Source organism: Paenibacillus sp. NPDC056579 (genome assembly GCF_042793215.1).
Classification (GTDB): domain Bacteria; phylum Bacillota; class Bacilli; order Paenibacillales; family NBRC-103111; genus Paenibacillus_S.
The window spans coordinates 1,541,458-1,555,618 of sequence record NZ_JBHTVD010000001.1 but is presented as its reverse complement, the minus strand read 5'-3'; the positions used below and the strand labels follow the sequence as shown (position 1 = coordinate 1,555,618).

13 protein-coding genes are annotated in these 14,161 nt (G+C 44.5%); 11 read left to right on the top strand and 2 right to left on the bottom strand.

Annotation, left to right across the window (positions count from 1 at the left end):
* The first annotated feature begins 5 nt into the window (after nt 1-5).
* The 3 genes from ACFQ88_RS07055 (at nt 6) to ACFQ88_RS07045 (ending at nt 3,239) form a co-directional block, all read left to right on the top strand.
* Nucleotides 6-971, top strand: coding sequence for a zinc-dependent alcohol dehydrogenase (locus tag ACFQ88_RS07055; protein WP_379453230.1), 966 nt, complete (start codon nt 6-8; stop codon nt 969-971).
* Between the two features lie 52 nt (nt 972-1,023).
* Nucleotides 1,024-2,013, top strand: coding sequence for a hydroxyacid dehydrogenase (locus ACFQ88_RS07050; RefSeq protein WP_379453228.1), 990 nt, complete (start codon nt 1,024-1,026; stop codon nt 2,011-2,013).
* Nucleotides 2,014-2,084: 71 nt separating this feature from the next.
* Nucleotides 2,085-3,239 carry a GNAT family N-acetyltransferase gene (locus tag ACFQ88_RS07045; protein ID WP_379453226.1) on the top strand — a complete coding sequence of 385 codons (1,155 nt, stop codon included), beginning with the start codon at nt 2,085-2,087 and terminating at the stop codon, nt 3,237-3,239.
* A 243-nt stretch (nt 3,240-3,482) separates the two neighbouring features.
* On the opposite strand, the gene ACFQ88_RS07040 is transcribed toward ACFQ88_RS07045, so the two are convergent.
* Nucleotides 3,483-3,908: an exosporium protein C gene (locus ACFQ88_RS07040; RefSeq protein WP_239624931.1), complete on the bottom strand. Its 426-nt coding sequence runs from the start codon at nt 3,906-3,908 to the stop codon at nt 3,483-3,485.
* Between the two features lie 270 nt (nt 3,909-4,178).
* A complete protein-coding gene (locus ACFQ88_RS07035; RefSeq protein WP_379453224.1) occupies nt 4,179-5,546 on the bottom strand; it encodes an MATE family efflux transporter in 1,368 nt (455 codons plus the stop codon).
* A 318-nt stretch (nt 5,547-5,864) separates the two neighbouring features.
* Here ACFQ88_RS07035 and ACFQ88_RS07030 point away from each other — a divergent pair, with 318 nt between their 5' ends.
* From ACFQ88_RS07030 to ACFQ88_RS06995, 8 genes are all read left to right on the top strand, one after another.
* Entirely contained in the window at nt 5,865-6,218 is a 354-nt protein-coding gene (locus ACFQ88_RS07030; RefSeq protein ID WP_239624927.1) for a metal-sensing transcriptional repressor, read from the top strand.
* Between the two features lie 60 nt (nt 6,219-6,278).
* Nucleotides 6,279-8,045: an ABC transporter ATP-binding protein gene (locus ACFQ88_RS07025; RefSeq protein WP_379453221.1), complete on the top strand. Its 1,767-nt coding sequence runs from the start codon at nt 6,279-6,281 to the stop codon at nt 8,043-8,045.
* A 245-nt stretch (nt 8,046-8,290) separates the two neighbouring features.
* Nucleotides 8,291-9,307 (top strand): aldo/keto reductase, encoded by a 1,017-nt coding sequence (locus ACFQ88_RS07020; protein WP_379453219.1) that lies wholly within the window; start codon nt 8,291-8,293, stop codon nt 9,305-9,307.
* Between the two features lie 86 nt (nt 9,308-9,393).
* Complete coding sequence (gene bcp / locus ACFQ88_RS07015) at nt 9,394-9,858, top strand: thioredoxin-dependent thiol peroxidase (protein ID WP_379453217.1); 465 nt, start codon at nt 9,394-9,396, stop codon at nt 9,856-9,858.
* 85 nt (nt 9,859-9,943) lie between these two features.
* Nucleotides 9,944-10,264, top strand: coding sequence for an NIPSNAP family protein (locus tag ACFQ88_RS07010; RefSeq protein WP_239624918.1), 321 nt, complete (start codon nt 9,944-9,946; stop codon nt 10,262-10,264).
* Nucleotides 10,265-10,333: 69 nt separating this feature from the next.
* Nucleotides 10,334-11,287, top strand: coding sequence for an aldo/keto reductase (locus ACFQ88_RS07005; RefSeq protein WP_239624916.1), 954 nt, complete (start codon nt 10,334-10,336; stop codon nt 11,285-11,287).
* Between the two features lie 211 nt (nt 11,288-11,498).
* A complete protein-coding gene (locus tag ACFQ88_RS07000) occupies nt 11,499-12,275 on the top strand; it encodes a response regulator transcription factor (RefSeq protein WP_239624914.1) in 777 nt (258 codons plus the stop codon).
* 11 nt (nt 12,276-12,286) lie between these two features.
* The gene (locus ACFQ88_RS06995) at nt 12,287-14,065 is read left to right on the top strand and encodes a sensor histidine kinase (protein ID WP_379453214.1); all 1,779 of its coding nucleotides are present in this window, start codon (nt 12,287-12,289) and stop codon (nt 14,063-14,065) included.
* Nucleotides 14,066-14,161: the final 96 nt, after the last annotated feature.

The window sequence follows — 14,161 nt, the reverse complement described above, 5'->3', positions numbered from 1 at the left end:
CACAAATGTGCGCAGTTGTTGAAAGGATAGGGGAAATTACCTTGCGCAGAGCTTTTATCCCGGAGCCTGAGGATCACGAGGTTCGTGTCAAGGTCAAATGGGTTGGTATATGCGGTAGTGATATCGAGGTGTTCAGAGGTGCCCGCGAGCCAGAGTTCGTATCTTACCCTACTAGACTCGGTCATGAAGTGGCCGGGGTTATAGATAAAGTCGGACCAGGGGTCATTGGACTTCAAGAAGGCGATCACGTTGCACTCAGATATGTATGGGGGGCATTCGCGGAATACGTATGCTGTAGTCCATTCTCAGTTAAGGTACTGCCCAAACAATTGCCCCTGCTGGAAGGCTCGCTAATCGAAGTATTGCCTGGAATCCTACACGCTGCTGAGTTAGGGGAGATTTCTCCGAACAAGAACGTGCTGATTATGGGCCAAGGCGTTAGCGGTCTTGTGCTGACGCAGGTAGTTTCGTTATTTAGCCCACGCAATCTAGTTGTTACCGATTTGTTCGATGAGAAGCTGGAGCTTGCCCGCAGGTACGGAGCGACTCACACGTATAAACTCCCGTCAAGTGATTCACGGACAATGGATGTGCTGTACAATGATTTTCCCGACGGATTTGATGTCGTCATACCTTGTTTGTTAGAAGGCTCCGGTATGGTTGATGCGATTGACGCTGCCGCCCAGAACGGACGCATTGTAATGTACGGCTGTATCGGGACTTGCCACAAGCCTGTCGACTTTTTCAAAGTACACAAGAAAAGACTGGATATTTATTCGACGGAGCCGAAGCGGGATATCGACAACCGGAGATTTTTCGATGAGGGACTGCGGCTTGTAATGGATGGGCTTGTTAATACGAAAGAAATGATTACGCATATTGTTCCTCTATCCGAAGTCGGAGAAGCGTTCCGCATCCGCAACTCGCATCAGGGAAACACCATTCACGTCATGATCGACTGTGAGAAATGATAACAGATTCTAGCTCTTTGCCTTATAAAATCTAATTAGGAGATGTTCGGTTATGAAGATGAAAGCCTATGTCCTGCCATCAAAGCCCTTGTTAGAAAAAATTTGTTCTACGACATGCAAAGAGTGGCTTGAGGAGCATTTCATCCCTGTTTGGAATGAAACGAATGAGGAGTATACGCCGGAGCAGTTAATGGAAATAATGGCCGATGCCGAAGTGATACTTACAAGCTGGGGATCGCCGAGCATTTCGGAGGAAATGTTGAAGAAAGCCCCGAAGCTGCGCTATATTGGACACGCAGCGGGTACGGTTAAACAACGGATTCCTAAGCAAGCTTTCGGACAAGGGATAGGAATTTATTCAGCAGCTCCTCGTCTTGCATGGAGTGTAGGGGAATATTGCCTCTCTGCATTATTGACATTGATGAGGAAGCTTCCTCAATACGATACGAATTTCCGCCAAGGCGGATGGAAGCTGAAGCATGTTAGAGGCAATGAATTGTTCGGAAAAACAATAGGCATTGTATCGGCCAGTTCAACCGGAAGGGCGTTTATCCAGCTGTTGAAACCTTTTCAAGTGAATATCTTGGTGTACGATCCATATTTGAGTGAACAAAGAGCGGAGGAGCTGGGAGTGCGACGTGCAACGTTGGAAGAGGTGATGGACTGCCCCATTATTTCCATTCATGCTCCATCCATCCCGGCGACCGATAATCTAGTGAATGCCGATCTGATTCGCCGTATCAAGGACGGTGCTATTCTAATCAATTCCTCACGCGGAGCCGTTCTGGATGAAGAAGTGCTATTCACGGAGCTGAAGACCGGCCGATTTTATGCTGCACTTGATGTATTTATAAAGAATCCTTCCAAAGATTCATCTCTTCGTGAGCTATCCAACGTATTGGTGACTCCTCATGTGGCAGGAGATACCGTAGACGGGCATTTGGCGCTCATGGAGGAGATAGTTGCCGATATTTTACGCAAAGAACGCAGCGAGCCTACCCGTTTCGAAGTACAAGAGCACTTGTGGGACATTCTAGCTTGAGCAGTATATAAGATTACGAACAGCGCTTTAAAAAGCAAATCGCGAAGGGACACACAGGGGAGGTTGATCAGATGGAAATTCGGTTGCTGAAAGGCCATGATTTCAATGAAGCGGTGAGACTAGCTGACTGGGTGTTTAAAAGGGATGGGCGTATTTCTTTGGAGACGGCATTCCCTCATATTTACACCGATGCGACGAGTCATTCATACGGTTTGTTTGCCGATAACCGACTCGCATCGTTTATCGGGTTCGTTCCATCCGTCGTCACCATTGGGGCTGCACGACTAAACGTATACTCTGTGGGTTCGGTTTGTACTCATCCGGATTACGCTGGACGAGGCTACGCCGGTGAGGTATTAAAGCAGGTCATTCGCCATGCCGAACAGGCAGGAGCGTCGCTCATTCTTGTATCCGGACATCGGCAACTGTACACACGCGCCGGCTGCTACCCATTTGGTGCATTCACTCAGTACCGGATTGGTAAGGAGGTAGCGGCAGCGATTATGGCCGAGCGTGCCAAGGATGTACATCTTCGTCCGATGATTGAAACCGACCTGTTCGACCTAAACCGTTTATTCGCGGATCGAACCACTCGGTTCGAGCGCAGCGTATGGGACGCCGCGTTTCTGATTAAGACCGTTCCTATTGCCAAATCCAGGGGATATACGCATCAAGTATACCTGGCCGAGAGACAAGGGAAGGTAGAAGCCTTTGTGGTGGTTGCAATACCAGGGAGTCCGGAAGCAACGCATCATCCGTTCGTTGTCGAGTACGGCGGTTCTCCGGAAGGCTGCGCGCAGCTGTTTGCACATGTAATAAGTGAGCACGGTCTTGACGCTATCAAAGTAGTATTGTCCATACATGAGAAAGAGGATAGGGAGCTTGGGGCAAAGCTGGAGAAATACGGTACGGAACGGATCGAGCTTCGCAACAGCGGTACCGTCCGCATTGTCGATCCAGGCAGGCTGATCGAGCAGGCCGCGTCTTACTTGCGAGACAAGCATGAGTTCACGTTCGGCAGTCTACGCATGGAGCGAGCCAGTGAACTTGGGTATGTCATCGTCGCCTGCGAAGGACATCAAGCGACGATAACGGACAGTCAGCTCGTCTCGCTTCTATTCGATGAAATGCCTCAGCTGCCGGACGTCGATCACATACTAGCTGCCGACTTAAAGCGGCTGTTTCCGTTGCCTTTTCCCTATGTAAGCGGCTTGAATTACATTTAACGGGAACGGGCATGGATAACCGAAAAAATCATTCAAGGATTAGTATATTAACGTGCTAAAAGTATAGCGTCACCGGACAGTTGTCGGTAGACAAGATCTTTATGGCAGACACATGTGCCACAATGGTTATATGTATTGAGGCTTTAAAATAATGGGACAATGTGCCTGTCGCGATCCAGCGACACAAACATTGTCCCATTTTCAGTGTTCAATACAAAAAAGATGTTTATTTTCGCGTCAACACTAGTTTCTGGTTTTCACAGCTAACCCACTAAACGATATGGGTCCTACGACATCTACTCTTGTATTTGCAGTACGGTTTTCTGCTGTGACTGTGTAAGAATGAGTACCTGCTGGTACATTTCTATCTTCAGCTTGGAAGGTAACTATATAATTTTGCTCTGAACCCGCAGATTCGATACCTTGCTGTGTGTTGAAAATTTCTGTATTACCGCGGAAGACTCTAAACCGAATTTGCCCAATGCCTGTGATACCTCTGACACCAACGGATACCACTAAATCTACCCGGTTCGGTTGAGAATTCACTGGAATCCGTATTGGGATCGATGCGATGCCAGATTTTTGTGGGGACCGCCGAATAGTAAACGATCTAGCCGGGTTGAAGCGACTAAGCGGCTGGACGGCTGCTTTATCAAGGATACGTACCACACTATCAGCTCCTCTTTATTAGTACTCTATTTTATGTAAGAGATAAAGAGAATGATTGGACACATATATGATGATTACATAGATTTGGGAATACGTAACCATAATATGACATTTGGCTATGTCAAGATTTATTGCTGATTTTTATAGTAGGAAAATAGATAAGTAAGTAGAGAATGCAATGGTAAACTTACTTGGTAATTATCAGCTCTGGTCCTACTGAATCACATAATACATCCTTCAGCTTCAGTACATTTGCATGATATTAATGTGTTAATTAAGCGTGACCTTCTTCTTGAATTGAATAAACAAAAAGACAGCACGGACCCACAAATCAAAAGCAATGGAAAGCCAAACACCTGCAATCCCCATATCAAAATACAAGCACATTAAATAAACTCCGAGAACCCGAATGAGCCACATGCCTATAGCGGTGCTGTACATCGGACTCCTTGCGTCTCCTGCACCTTGAAGTGCTCCGGCTAGCACGAGACCTACAGCCAAGGCAGGTTGGGCAAAAGCGTCGATACGAAGCGCGGTTACGACCATGTCAATGACGCCGCGATCAGATGTAAACCAAGTAGCGAGCCAAGGGGAGACAATGAAAAGAAGGATGCCAATGAGAGTCATTATAACTATAGCAACACCGGTTGTGATCATACCGTAAGAATATGCTTCATGATGATGCTTTGCACCCACTTGCTGACCGACTAATGTAGTAGCAGCTACAGCTAAACCGTATCCGGGCATGTACGAAAAGATTTCTATATTACCTGCAATCACATGGGCTGCATATGTTTCAGTGCTAATTTTTATAATGAGCCCGAAATAAAGAACTTGTCCGAGCCGCATGATGAGCCTTTCCACAGCTGCAGGGATTGAAATCTGCAGCATTGGCATGGAGAACTCTTTTGAGAAAGCCAGATCATTAAATACAAACGAAACCTTGGACTTTCGAATGTATGCATATAATGCCACCGTACCGATAAACCGTACGATCACGGTTGCCCAAGCCGCCCCAGCAATACCTAACCCTCCAACTCCAGCAATACCGAATATGAGCACATAATCTAGTGCTATATGTATAATATTGACCCAAAAACTCACTTTCATTGGGGTTTTGGTATCTCCCGCCGCTCGAAGAATACTACCGAATATGGTCATAAGCGAAATGAAAATGGAGGGTATAGCAACAATACGGAAGTAGACTGCTCCGTCCGCCAATACTTGAGGCTCAGCTCCCATGATCCGTAATAGGGGTTCTGCAAAAAATATAGTGATAAGTCCAAACAATATACCTGCTCCCACTGCTACCATGGTCGATTCTTTGGCAACTTTTTTAGCTCTTTCCAAATCACCCGCACCGATACTTCTGGCAATTAAGGAAGAAGTGCCGATACCGAGTGCCATAAAGATAGCAAGATATACCGCCAGAATAGCATTCACAACTCCTACAGCAGCGACTTCGTTTATTCCCAGCTTTGCGACAAATAGGGTGTCAACAAATCCAACGAGAGTTTGGAGCAGATTTTCAATAATGGCTGGGATCGCAAGCGCTAGAACAATCATTAATTTCCGTTTACTTGTCGGTTGTTCATTAGCCAAGCCGGGAATGGTCATGTGGCTCATCCTTTCATCCATATTCACTCCTCATGGTTATGATTATATCCCCCTAGGGGGGTTATTTCAATCTTTATCTTGAAAGTGAATTCATTTGTGAGGTCCTTTTATCTGAAAGGGTAGTATATTTTTCATAATCTCTAAAATCAATTGACTTGAAAAAATGGTAGCAGTATACTTCATACAACCCCCTCAGGGGGTTATCCAATAAGTAATATCAAGCAACCCAATGTAGTTCAATACACCGATGAATGGCAGTGCGATTTGACCTGCCTGGGGGGATACCATTAGACTAAACATGTTGATGTTAATGGTATAACCATGGAGGGAGAATCTTACATGAGCAAGAATAAAGAAATAAATGAACATAACCTTAATCATAGCAATAACCATTCCCACGGCCATACTCATGACCATGCTGGCGAAGACCATCACCGTCATCGGAAAAGTGTAGTCAATCGTTTAGCTCGAATCGAAGGTCATGTCCGTTCTGTTAAAGATATGGCAGCAAACGGAAGAGAGTGTGGCGATCTGCTCATCCAAATTGCCGCGATACGTTCCGCATTGGATAATTGCGGAAAACTGATATTAAAAGATCACTTGGAAGGATGCGTCATTGAGGCTGCCAAATCTGGTACGGAACAAGAAGTCATGAAGCAGCTAAACGAGGCGCTTGATAAGTTTATCCGGTAAATGGACCTTATCGATACTCTACTTCAATTTACCTTGTGATCATCATTAAAGGAGCTCCCTATGTCAGGCTTTAAAACCTATTTATCTTTCGTAAAACCATATTGGAAGCTTGTTGTTATTACAGTGCTTATAGGGATGATAAAGTTCGGTATCCCCTTGACATTACCGCTCATTCTGAAATACGTCGTTGATGACCTGCTGCTCAGTTCTTTACCGGCTGAAGTGAAAGTTCAGAAGCTGATCTATGTGATGCTCTTTGCGTTCGCTTTGTTTGTTATAGTTAGAGCACCGATAGAGTATTTGAGACAATATTTTGCTCAATTAACAACAAGCCGTATTCTGTATGATCTGCGCAACCGTCTATATGACCATATTCAAAAGCTATCCATCCGGTATTATCACAACCATAAGACCGGTGAAATTATCTCGCGCATGATCAATGATGCCGATAATACCAAGAACATTGTTGAAACCGGAATGATGAATGTATGGCTGGATTTATTCACGCTTTCCATTGCTATGGGGTTTATGTTTTATATGGACGTCGAATTAACCTTGGTTGCTATTGCCGTTTTTCCTTTTTACGCTCTATCCGTAAAGAAGCTGTATAGTAAACTAAGAGCTTTTTCCAAATCAAGATCTCAAGCGCTGGCTGATATGCAGGCTCATCTTTTTGAACGCGTGAACGGAATCTCCGTCATTAAAAGCTTCACCCTAGAAGATGTGGAGAAAGATAACTTTGATAAGAAGAATCTTCTTTTCCTGCAAAAAGCATTGGCATTAACCAAATGGAATGCATTGACGAACGCGATAATTAATACTTTGACAGATATCGCTCCATTATTAGTTTTATTTTATGGAGGGTATCAGGTTATTCAAGGCGGTATCACGCTAGGTGCTTTTGTAGCCTTTTTCGCATACTTGGACCGTTTATACAGTCCACTTCGCCGTTTGGTCAACTCTTCTACAGAATTAACCCAGGCGAGCGCCTCGTTGGAACGAGTCATTGAACTGCTAAATGAGCCTTATGATATTGTCGATTCACCAGCAGCCAAATCCGTACAAGAAGTAAAAGGGAAAATCGATTTTGAACATGTTAGTTTTCGTTATGATAACTCTGCTGATTGGGTTTTAAACGATATCCGCTTGAATATTCGTCCTGGAGAAACCATTGCGCTAGTAGGGATGAGCGGAGGAGGGAAATCATCCTTAATTAGTTTGATTCCCCGGTTTTACGATATTCAACAAGGTAGAATCTTGCTGGATGATGTGGATCTCAAAGATATATCCATAAAAAGCTTGCGCAGTCAGATTGGGATGGTATTACAAGATAATATTTTGTTTAGCGGCAGCGTCAGAGAAAATATATTGTTTGGGAAACCAGGGGCTTCAGAGAAAGAGATCATTCACGCGGCCCGTGCTGCTAATGCCCATGACTTTATTTTAAATTTACCAAACGGATACGATACTGAGATTGGAGAACGTGGCGTGAAGCTATCTGGAGGTCAGAAGCAGAGGATAGCGATTGCAAGAGTATTTCTAAAAGACCCGAGAATTTTGGTGCTTGATGAAGCTACATCTGCTCTTGATTTAGAGTCGGAGCATTTAATCCAAGAAGCTTTGGAGCAATTGGCAAAAGATAGAACAACGCTAATTGTTGCACATCGACTATCAACGATTACACATGCAGACCAAATTGTTCTCATTGAACATGGTGAAATTAAAGAAAAAGGCACCCATGAAGAACTAATGAAAAAAGAAGGGGCATATGCACGTTTATTTAATGTACAGAACTTGAACGAAACAGTAAAAACTGATTCTTTTTAGAAATAAGCTCATGAAAAAGAGGCCGAGTCGGTCTCTTTTTTATCATTCGTGATGCAATTATCCTTAAATTTCGGCCAATAATGTGTAATTGACACTTTTCTAGAGAAATTAAACGATCGTTTAAAATCACATAGCTTACTCTAAAGTTACTAAATATCATTTAAATCAGCCCTTATACTATTCTTTTTTTTTATGTATGATGAAGTTAGGATGCAAATGGATGAAAAAACTAAGGAGGTAACTGCGTGGAATATCGTTATATGGGAAAAACGGGTCTCCGGGTAAGTGAGCTTAGTTTGGGTGCAATGACATTTGGCCGAGAAACGAGCGAGCAGGACAGCTTTAGCATTATGGACCATTTTGTGAATGCAGGTGGGAATTTTATCGATACGGCCGATGTTTATAGTCTTGGAGTATCTGAAGAAATAGTTGGTCGCTGGTTAAAGCAAAAAAAACGCGACGATTTGGTGATCGCTACTAAAGTGCGCTTTGTCATGGGCAGCGGGCCGAACGATGTGGGACTAAGCCGCAAACATATTATGGCGGGTGTGGAAGCCAGTCTTCGCCGACTTGGCACTGATTACATCGACCTTTATCAAGTTCATGCATGGGACCCCAAAACCCCTTTGGAGGAAACACTCAGCACACTGAACGAATTAGTGAAACGAGGTTGGGTTCGTTATATCGGAGCAAGTAACTTTCGTGGCTGGCAATTGCAAAAAGCCGTTGATCTCAGCAGACAGAACGGTTGGGAGCCATTTGCATGTCTGCAGCCTCAATACAATCTGTTATGCCGCGCGACCGAATTTGAGATTATCCCGGTCTGTGTAAGTGAGGGCATCGGTGTCATTCCTTGGAGTCCGCTCAGAGGCGGATGGTTAAGCGGAAAGTATCACAGAGGCATGGATATTCCTCCCGAAGGTTCCAGAGTGTCACAAGCGGATGCCAAGGGCTGGGGCGAATCATGGAAAAACTATAACAATGAACATACTTGGAAGGTGCTCGATGCTCTCTATGCAGTGGCTGAAGAGGCTGGTAAAACACCTGCTCAAACAGCAATCAATTGGCTGCTGCAGCGCGAAGGCGTGACCTCACCGATTATTGGAGCAAGGACTATCGAGCAATTGGCAAGCAATCTAAGTGCATCCGGCTGGTCCTTAAGTGTCGACCATATGAATCGTTTAAATGAAGCTTCCCTGCTTCCTGTGACTTATCCGTATGATAGCGGTGCGGACCGACAGCAGAGGGCGGGAAGAGGATAAATTATCCTTACTCACACACAAAAGCACTGTATGTGCAATTATTGGACGGCAACTATCATAGAAATTATCCCAAAGGAGGAAATAACATGTCCACTGTACAAATCCAACAAATTGTTCCTGATTTCACTCTGCCCGCATCGAACGGTAAGGAAGTATCGTTAAGTGATTTTCGAGGCAAAAGGTTAGTTATTTACTTTTATCCCAAAGACATGACCCCGGGTTGTACGAAAGAATCATGCGAATTCAGAGATTACAACGGCCAATTTGCAAGTCTGAATACGGAAGTCATTGGTATCAGTCCAGACGATATGGTCTCACACGATCAGTTTATATCGGAATATCAGCTTCCATTTCTGCTGCTTTCCGACGTTGAGCAGAAGGTATGCAATGAATTCGGGGTTTGGAAACGGAGAGAAAGAGATGGGCAGCAGTTTTATGGTGTGGAGCGGTCTACATTCCTTATTGATGAACAAGGTGTTCTAGTGAGAGAATGGCGTGCAGTTCAAGTGGATGGGCATGTTGCGGAAGTGCTGGAGGCTATTAAACAGTAGCAGCCAGGGAAGTAACGGAAGCTGCTGTTTCCTAGAGAATGTGGCAAATGTTCTTACCCAAAAAAACAGAGAGGGGAATTGTTTTATGCTGTATGAACTTCGAATTTATTATATATATCCAGGGAAAATGCAGGACATTAACGACCGTTTCGCTAAGCATACTTTAGGGATTTTTGCCAAACATGGTATGCGCGTAACCGATTTTTGGATTGATACGGACCCGGAGCACAACCGGCTTTACTATGTAATGGAATTTCCGGACATGGAGTCGCGCAATAAGAGCTTTGAGGCTTTTCGCAATGATCCCGAATGGCAGAAGGTGAAAGAGGAAACGGAAAGAGACAATCCCATCGTGGAAAAAGTTGAAAGCATTTATCTAAAACAGGCACCCTTTTTTCAAAAATAATCAAGTTCACAACATGTAACCGTAAGTAATTATATCGAAAATCGAAAGCTCTAAGGAGGGTGAAAGAGAATGGAATACGTTAGATTGGGTAAATCGGGACTAAAGGTATCGCGACTCAGTTTAGGCTGCTGGAATTTCGGAAGTTCGAACCCACGCTGGGGGAAAGCGGGAAAAGTTACGCCCGAAGATTCGGAACGGATCATCCATGAGGCTATTGATCATGGGATCAATTTATTCGATAATGCCAACCGGTATACGGGCGGGGAAGCGGAGGAGATACTGGGCAGGGCAATCAAGGGACGTCGAGACGAAGTTGTTGTCGCAACCAAAGTGCATGGTGAAGTAGGGCCAGGTATCAACAACAGAGGACAATCTCGTTTGCATATTATGCACGAAGTTGAAAACAGCCTGCGGCGGCTCGGTACGGATTATATCGATCTTTATCAGGCCCATGGTGTGGACTGGGAAACCCCACTAGAAGAATCGCTACGGGCATATGATGATCTGATCCGCCAGGGAAAAGTACGCTATATCGGCTGCTCGAATTTTCCTGCATGGGTGCTTGCCAAGTCACTGTGGGTAAGCGATGTCAATAAGCTCGCCAGCTTTATATCGGTGCAACCCAACTATAGCCTGGCCAACCGCGCAATAGAAAAAGAACTCCAACCGCTTTGTGTCGACCAAGGGATCGGTATGATTTTATATAGTCCAATGGGTGGAGGCATACTTTCCGGCAAGTATGAGGAAGCTGTTCCGGAAGGAAGCAGGGGAGCAGACGAGCCAGCAGTTGCAGAAAGGGCGAGGAAGTTCCAAGATGGTGTTAAAGTGTTGAAGCAAGTTGCGAACGAATTAGGTAAAACGCCTGCACAGGTTAGCTTGAATTGGATTATCGATCGCCCTGCGGTTTCAGCAGCCATCATAGGAGTCAGCCGATTGGAACAGCTTCGCGAAAATGTAGGTGCTATAGGCTGGAGGCTTACCGAGGAGCAGACGCAGAGGTTAGACGACGCATTTCCCGTTTAGTACACAACACGAAGTCTAACTCTCGTCCCTATAGGGGGGCGGGAGTTTTTCTTCTCACACGCACCATGCTGCACAATGAAGGTTTCAAAGTCAAATACTTTATTAAGAAGATTTCCTAACTATGCATTAATGCGATAGTAAGCAATACCCTTTAAATAGGGAGTCCTGTCCGAGCTAGAGCCCCTAATCATTCGGAGTGGAGTGAACCTTCATGTATCGGGTATTAATCGTAGATGATGAGCCATGGGTGTTGAAAGGGATTCGCAGTACGTTCAAATGGGAGCAAATGGGGTTTAAGGTAATTGCGGATACGACAGATTCGCTCGAAGCCCTTGTGATGATCGAACGGGATCACCCGGATGTGGTCATGACAGACATTCGTATGCCGGAGCTGACAGGAATAGAATTGATGAAGAGGAGCCGAGATCTGGGGATTAAATCCGAATTCGTCATCATAAGCGGTGCCGCTGATTTTCACTATGCCCAGGATTCGATCCGACTGGGCTGTTTTGACTACTTGCTGAAGCCGCTTGAATTCGAAGAAGCGGATAAGCTTTTGGAACGGCTGTATCACCATCTGCAGGATTCGAATCCGGGCAAAGGAGAGGAGGACACGGCCTCGGCTACAATCGACCGCGACATGCTGAACAACGAGAAGTTCAAGGAATTGCTCGAGTATGTGAACGGTCACTATGAAGAAGATCTGCATCTGAAAGATCTGTCCCATAAATATTATATTAATTATACCTATTGCTGTGACCTGTTTCAAAAATCAATGAAATCCACCTTCACGGACTACGTAACCCGTCTGCGGCTTAGCAAGGCCAAGCAGCTGCTTTCCGAAAATAAGCTAAGCATTTGGGAAGTTAGTCAGCATGTCGGCTATAAGGACTACAACTATTTTTCGAAGGTGTTTAAGAAATGGTACGGTGTCACTCCTTCCGGCTTCCGCAAGAACAAAGTCGGATTCCACGGAGAGGGCAGGTGAGACAGGTGCTCATGAAATCAGGAGCGAGCTTAAAACAAAAGCTTATGCTGTTGATCGGCATTTCAACCCTTATGATTTTTACATTGCAAATTTATTATTATGCCAGCTTCTACAGCTTGACCGAAGACAAGGAGAACGTGCATACGTCCAAAATCATGAAGCAGGTGGAGGAGAGGCTGCTTTCCTTCATGCAGGATATTAAAGACGCTGCGCTGGCCTCTTCCTATAATACGATAATTCAAGATTACTTAGGTTCCGATGACCCGATTTACAGGCTGAAGCTGAACAAAGTCGTCATTGAAATTATGTCAGGCATTAAATCATCAAACAAAAATATCAAATCCATTATGCTTGTCGACAAAAAGGGACACACCGTTGGTGCATCCAATCCGTTCGATTATGTCGTGCTGAGGGAAATCGAGAAGCAATATATGCTGCAAATGAATAAGCAGGAGCAATTCTACGGAAAAGTATTCGATCCGAAGGAGATGGAGAAGCCTGCTTATTTTTTTGTGCATCCTATTTTTTCAACCCTTAACGACCCGAATGATGCTGCAGAGCTCGGCACCTGTGTCGTAATTTATAAATCCGACATGCTCGACCGTATGGTCATGGATACGAAGGCCACGCCGAACTCGATGCTTTTTATTTTGGATAATCAGTTCAGCATTGTTAGCAGTGACGAAATTTCGCTGAAGGAAACGCAGTTTGACCAAACGATCCTTGAAGGCGTGAAGAACAGTAGTGAGCATAAGGCTTTCTACTATCAGAGGATGAATCATATCCAAGTGAAGGACATTGATGCCTTGCACTGGAAAATCGTCAGCTTGATCCCCATAAATGAAATGACCGATAAGCTTAGAGCGATACGGAACATGGGCTTTATGATCGGAATTGTGATGACGCTGCTGATATTTATTATGGGGTACTTTTTCATCCGCAGTGTGACGCAGCCGCTCGGCCGAATTATCCGGTTCGTTAACTTTATCGGAAATAATGGCGGGAAACGGCGGATGAAGATGCCGTTAAGAAATGAGATCGGCATATTAGCGACCGAAATCAATAAGATGCTTGATAAAATGGACGAAACGAACGAAAAGTTTGTTCAAGCAAACGTATCACTTTATCAAATGGAGCTCGCTAAGAAGCAGGCGGAACTATCGTTTTTGCAAAGTCAAATTAACCCGCATTTTTTGTACAATACGCTGGAATGTTTGCGAAGTATCGGTCTCGCGAATCGAATTAAAGAAATTGTGGAAATATCAACGGCCATGGCAAAAATCTTCAGATACAGCATTAAGGAGGACCCGATCGTACATATTGCCAGTGAGGTGAAATGCATTCAGGATTATTTGCGAATTATGTCGATCCGATATATGGAAAAATTTCGGACGGAAATCCTTATTGAAGAAACAATCATGAATATGCGAATACCGAAGATGATACTTCAGCCCATTGTAGAGAATGCCGTTTATCATGGTCTGGAAAGAAAAAATAATAAAGGTACGTTGACGATTAAAGGTTTCGTCATGCAAGGAAATTGCGTGAGATTTGAATTTATTGATGACGGCAAAGGGATCGAAGAGGAGGAGCTGATCAGCCTTCGCGAGAGGCTTAGCAGGTCTGATGATGACCGGAACGTCTCGGCAAGAGGAGTCGGCTTACTAAATATTCAAAGACGAATACAGCTAGCTTTCGGAGAGCGATACGGAATTGAAATTTATAGCAAGGTAAATGCAGGTACAACGGTGGTGCTTCAAATTCCAGTTGTGGACCAAGGTATCGAATAAGTTCCGAAAGCAGTCCCCATTCATCCGAATCGTGTCCCTATATTTTGTTCAGAAAGCGATTACAATAAATGTATAGTGTTGTATTGATGATATTTT

Bases quoted from the DNA above. Each gene is read 5' to 3' on its own strand.
- ACFQ88_RS07055 (WP_379453230.1), top strand. From the start codon at position 6: ATGTGCGCAGTTGTTGAAAGGATAGGGGAAATTACCTTGCGCAGAGCT.
- ACFQ88_RS07050 (WP_379453228.1), top strand. From the start codon at position 1,024: ATGAAGATGAAAGCCTATGTCCTGCCATCAAAGCCCTTGTTAGAAAAA.
- ACFQ88_RS07045 (WP_379453226.1), top strand. From the start codon at position 2,085: ATGGAAATTCGGTTGCTGAAAGGCCATGATTTCAATGAAGCGGTGAGA.
- ACFQ88_RS07035 (WP_379453224.1), bottom strand. From the start codon at position 5,546: ATGGATGAAAGGATGAGCCACATGACCATTCCCGGCTTGGCTAATGAA.
- ACFQ88_RS07030 (WP_239624927.1), top strand. From the start codon at position 5,865: ATGAGCAAGAATAAAGAAATAAATGAACATAACCTTAATCATAGCAAT.
- ACFQ88_RS07025 (WP_379453221.1), top strand. From the start codon at position 6,279: ATGTCAGGCTTTAAAACCTATTTATCTTTCGTAAAACCATATTGGAAG.
- bcp (WP_379453217.1), top strand. From the start codon at position 9,394: ATGTCCACTGTACAAATCCAACAAATTGTTCCTGATTTCACTCTGCCC.
- ACFQ88_RS07010 (WP_239624918.1), top strand. From the start codon at position 9,944: ATGCTGTATGAACTTCGAATTTATTATATATATCCAGGGAAAATGCAG.
- ACFQ88_RS07005 (WP_239624916.1), top strand. From the start codon at position 10,334: ATGGAATACGTTAGATTGGGTAAATCGGGACTAAAGGTATCGCGACTC.
- ACFQ88_RS07000 (WP_239624914.1), top strand. From the start codon at position 11,499: ATGTATCGGGTATTAATCGTAGATGATGAGCCATGGGTGTTGAAAGGG.
- ACFQ88_RS06995 (WP_379453214.1), top strand. From the start codon at position 12,287: ATGAAATCAGGAGCGAGCTTAAAACAAAAGCTTATGCTGTTGATCGGC.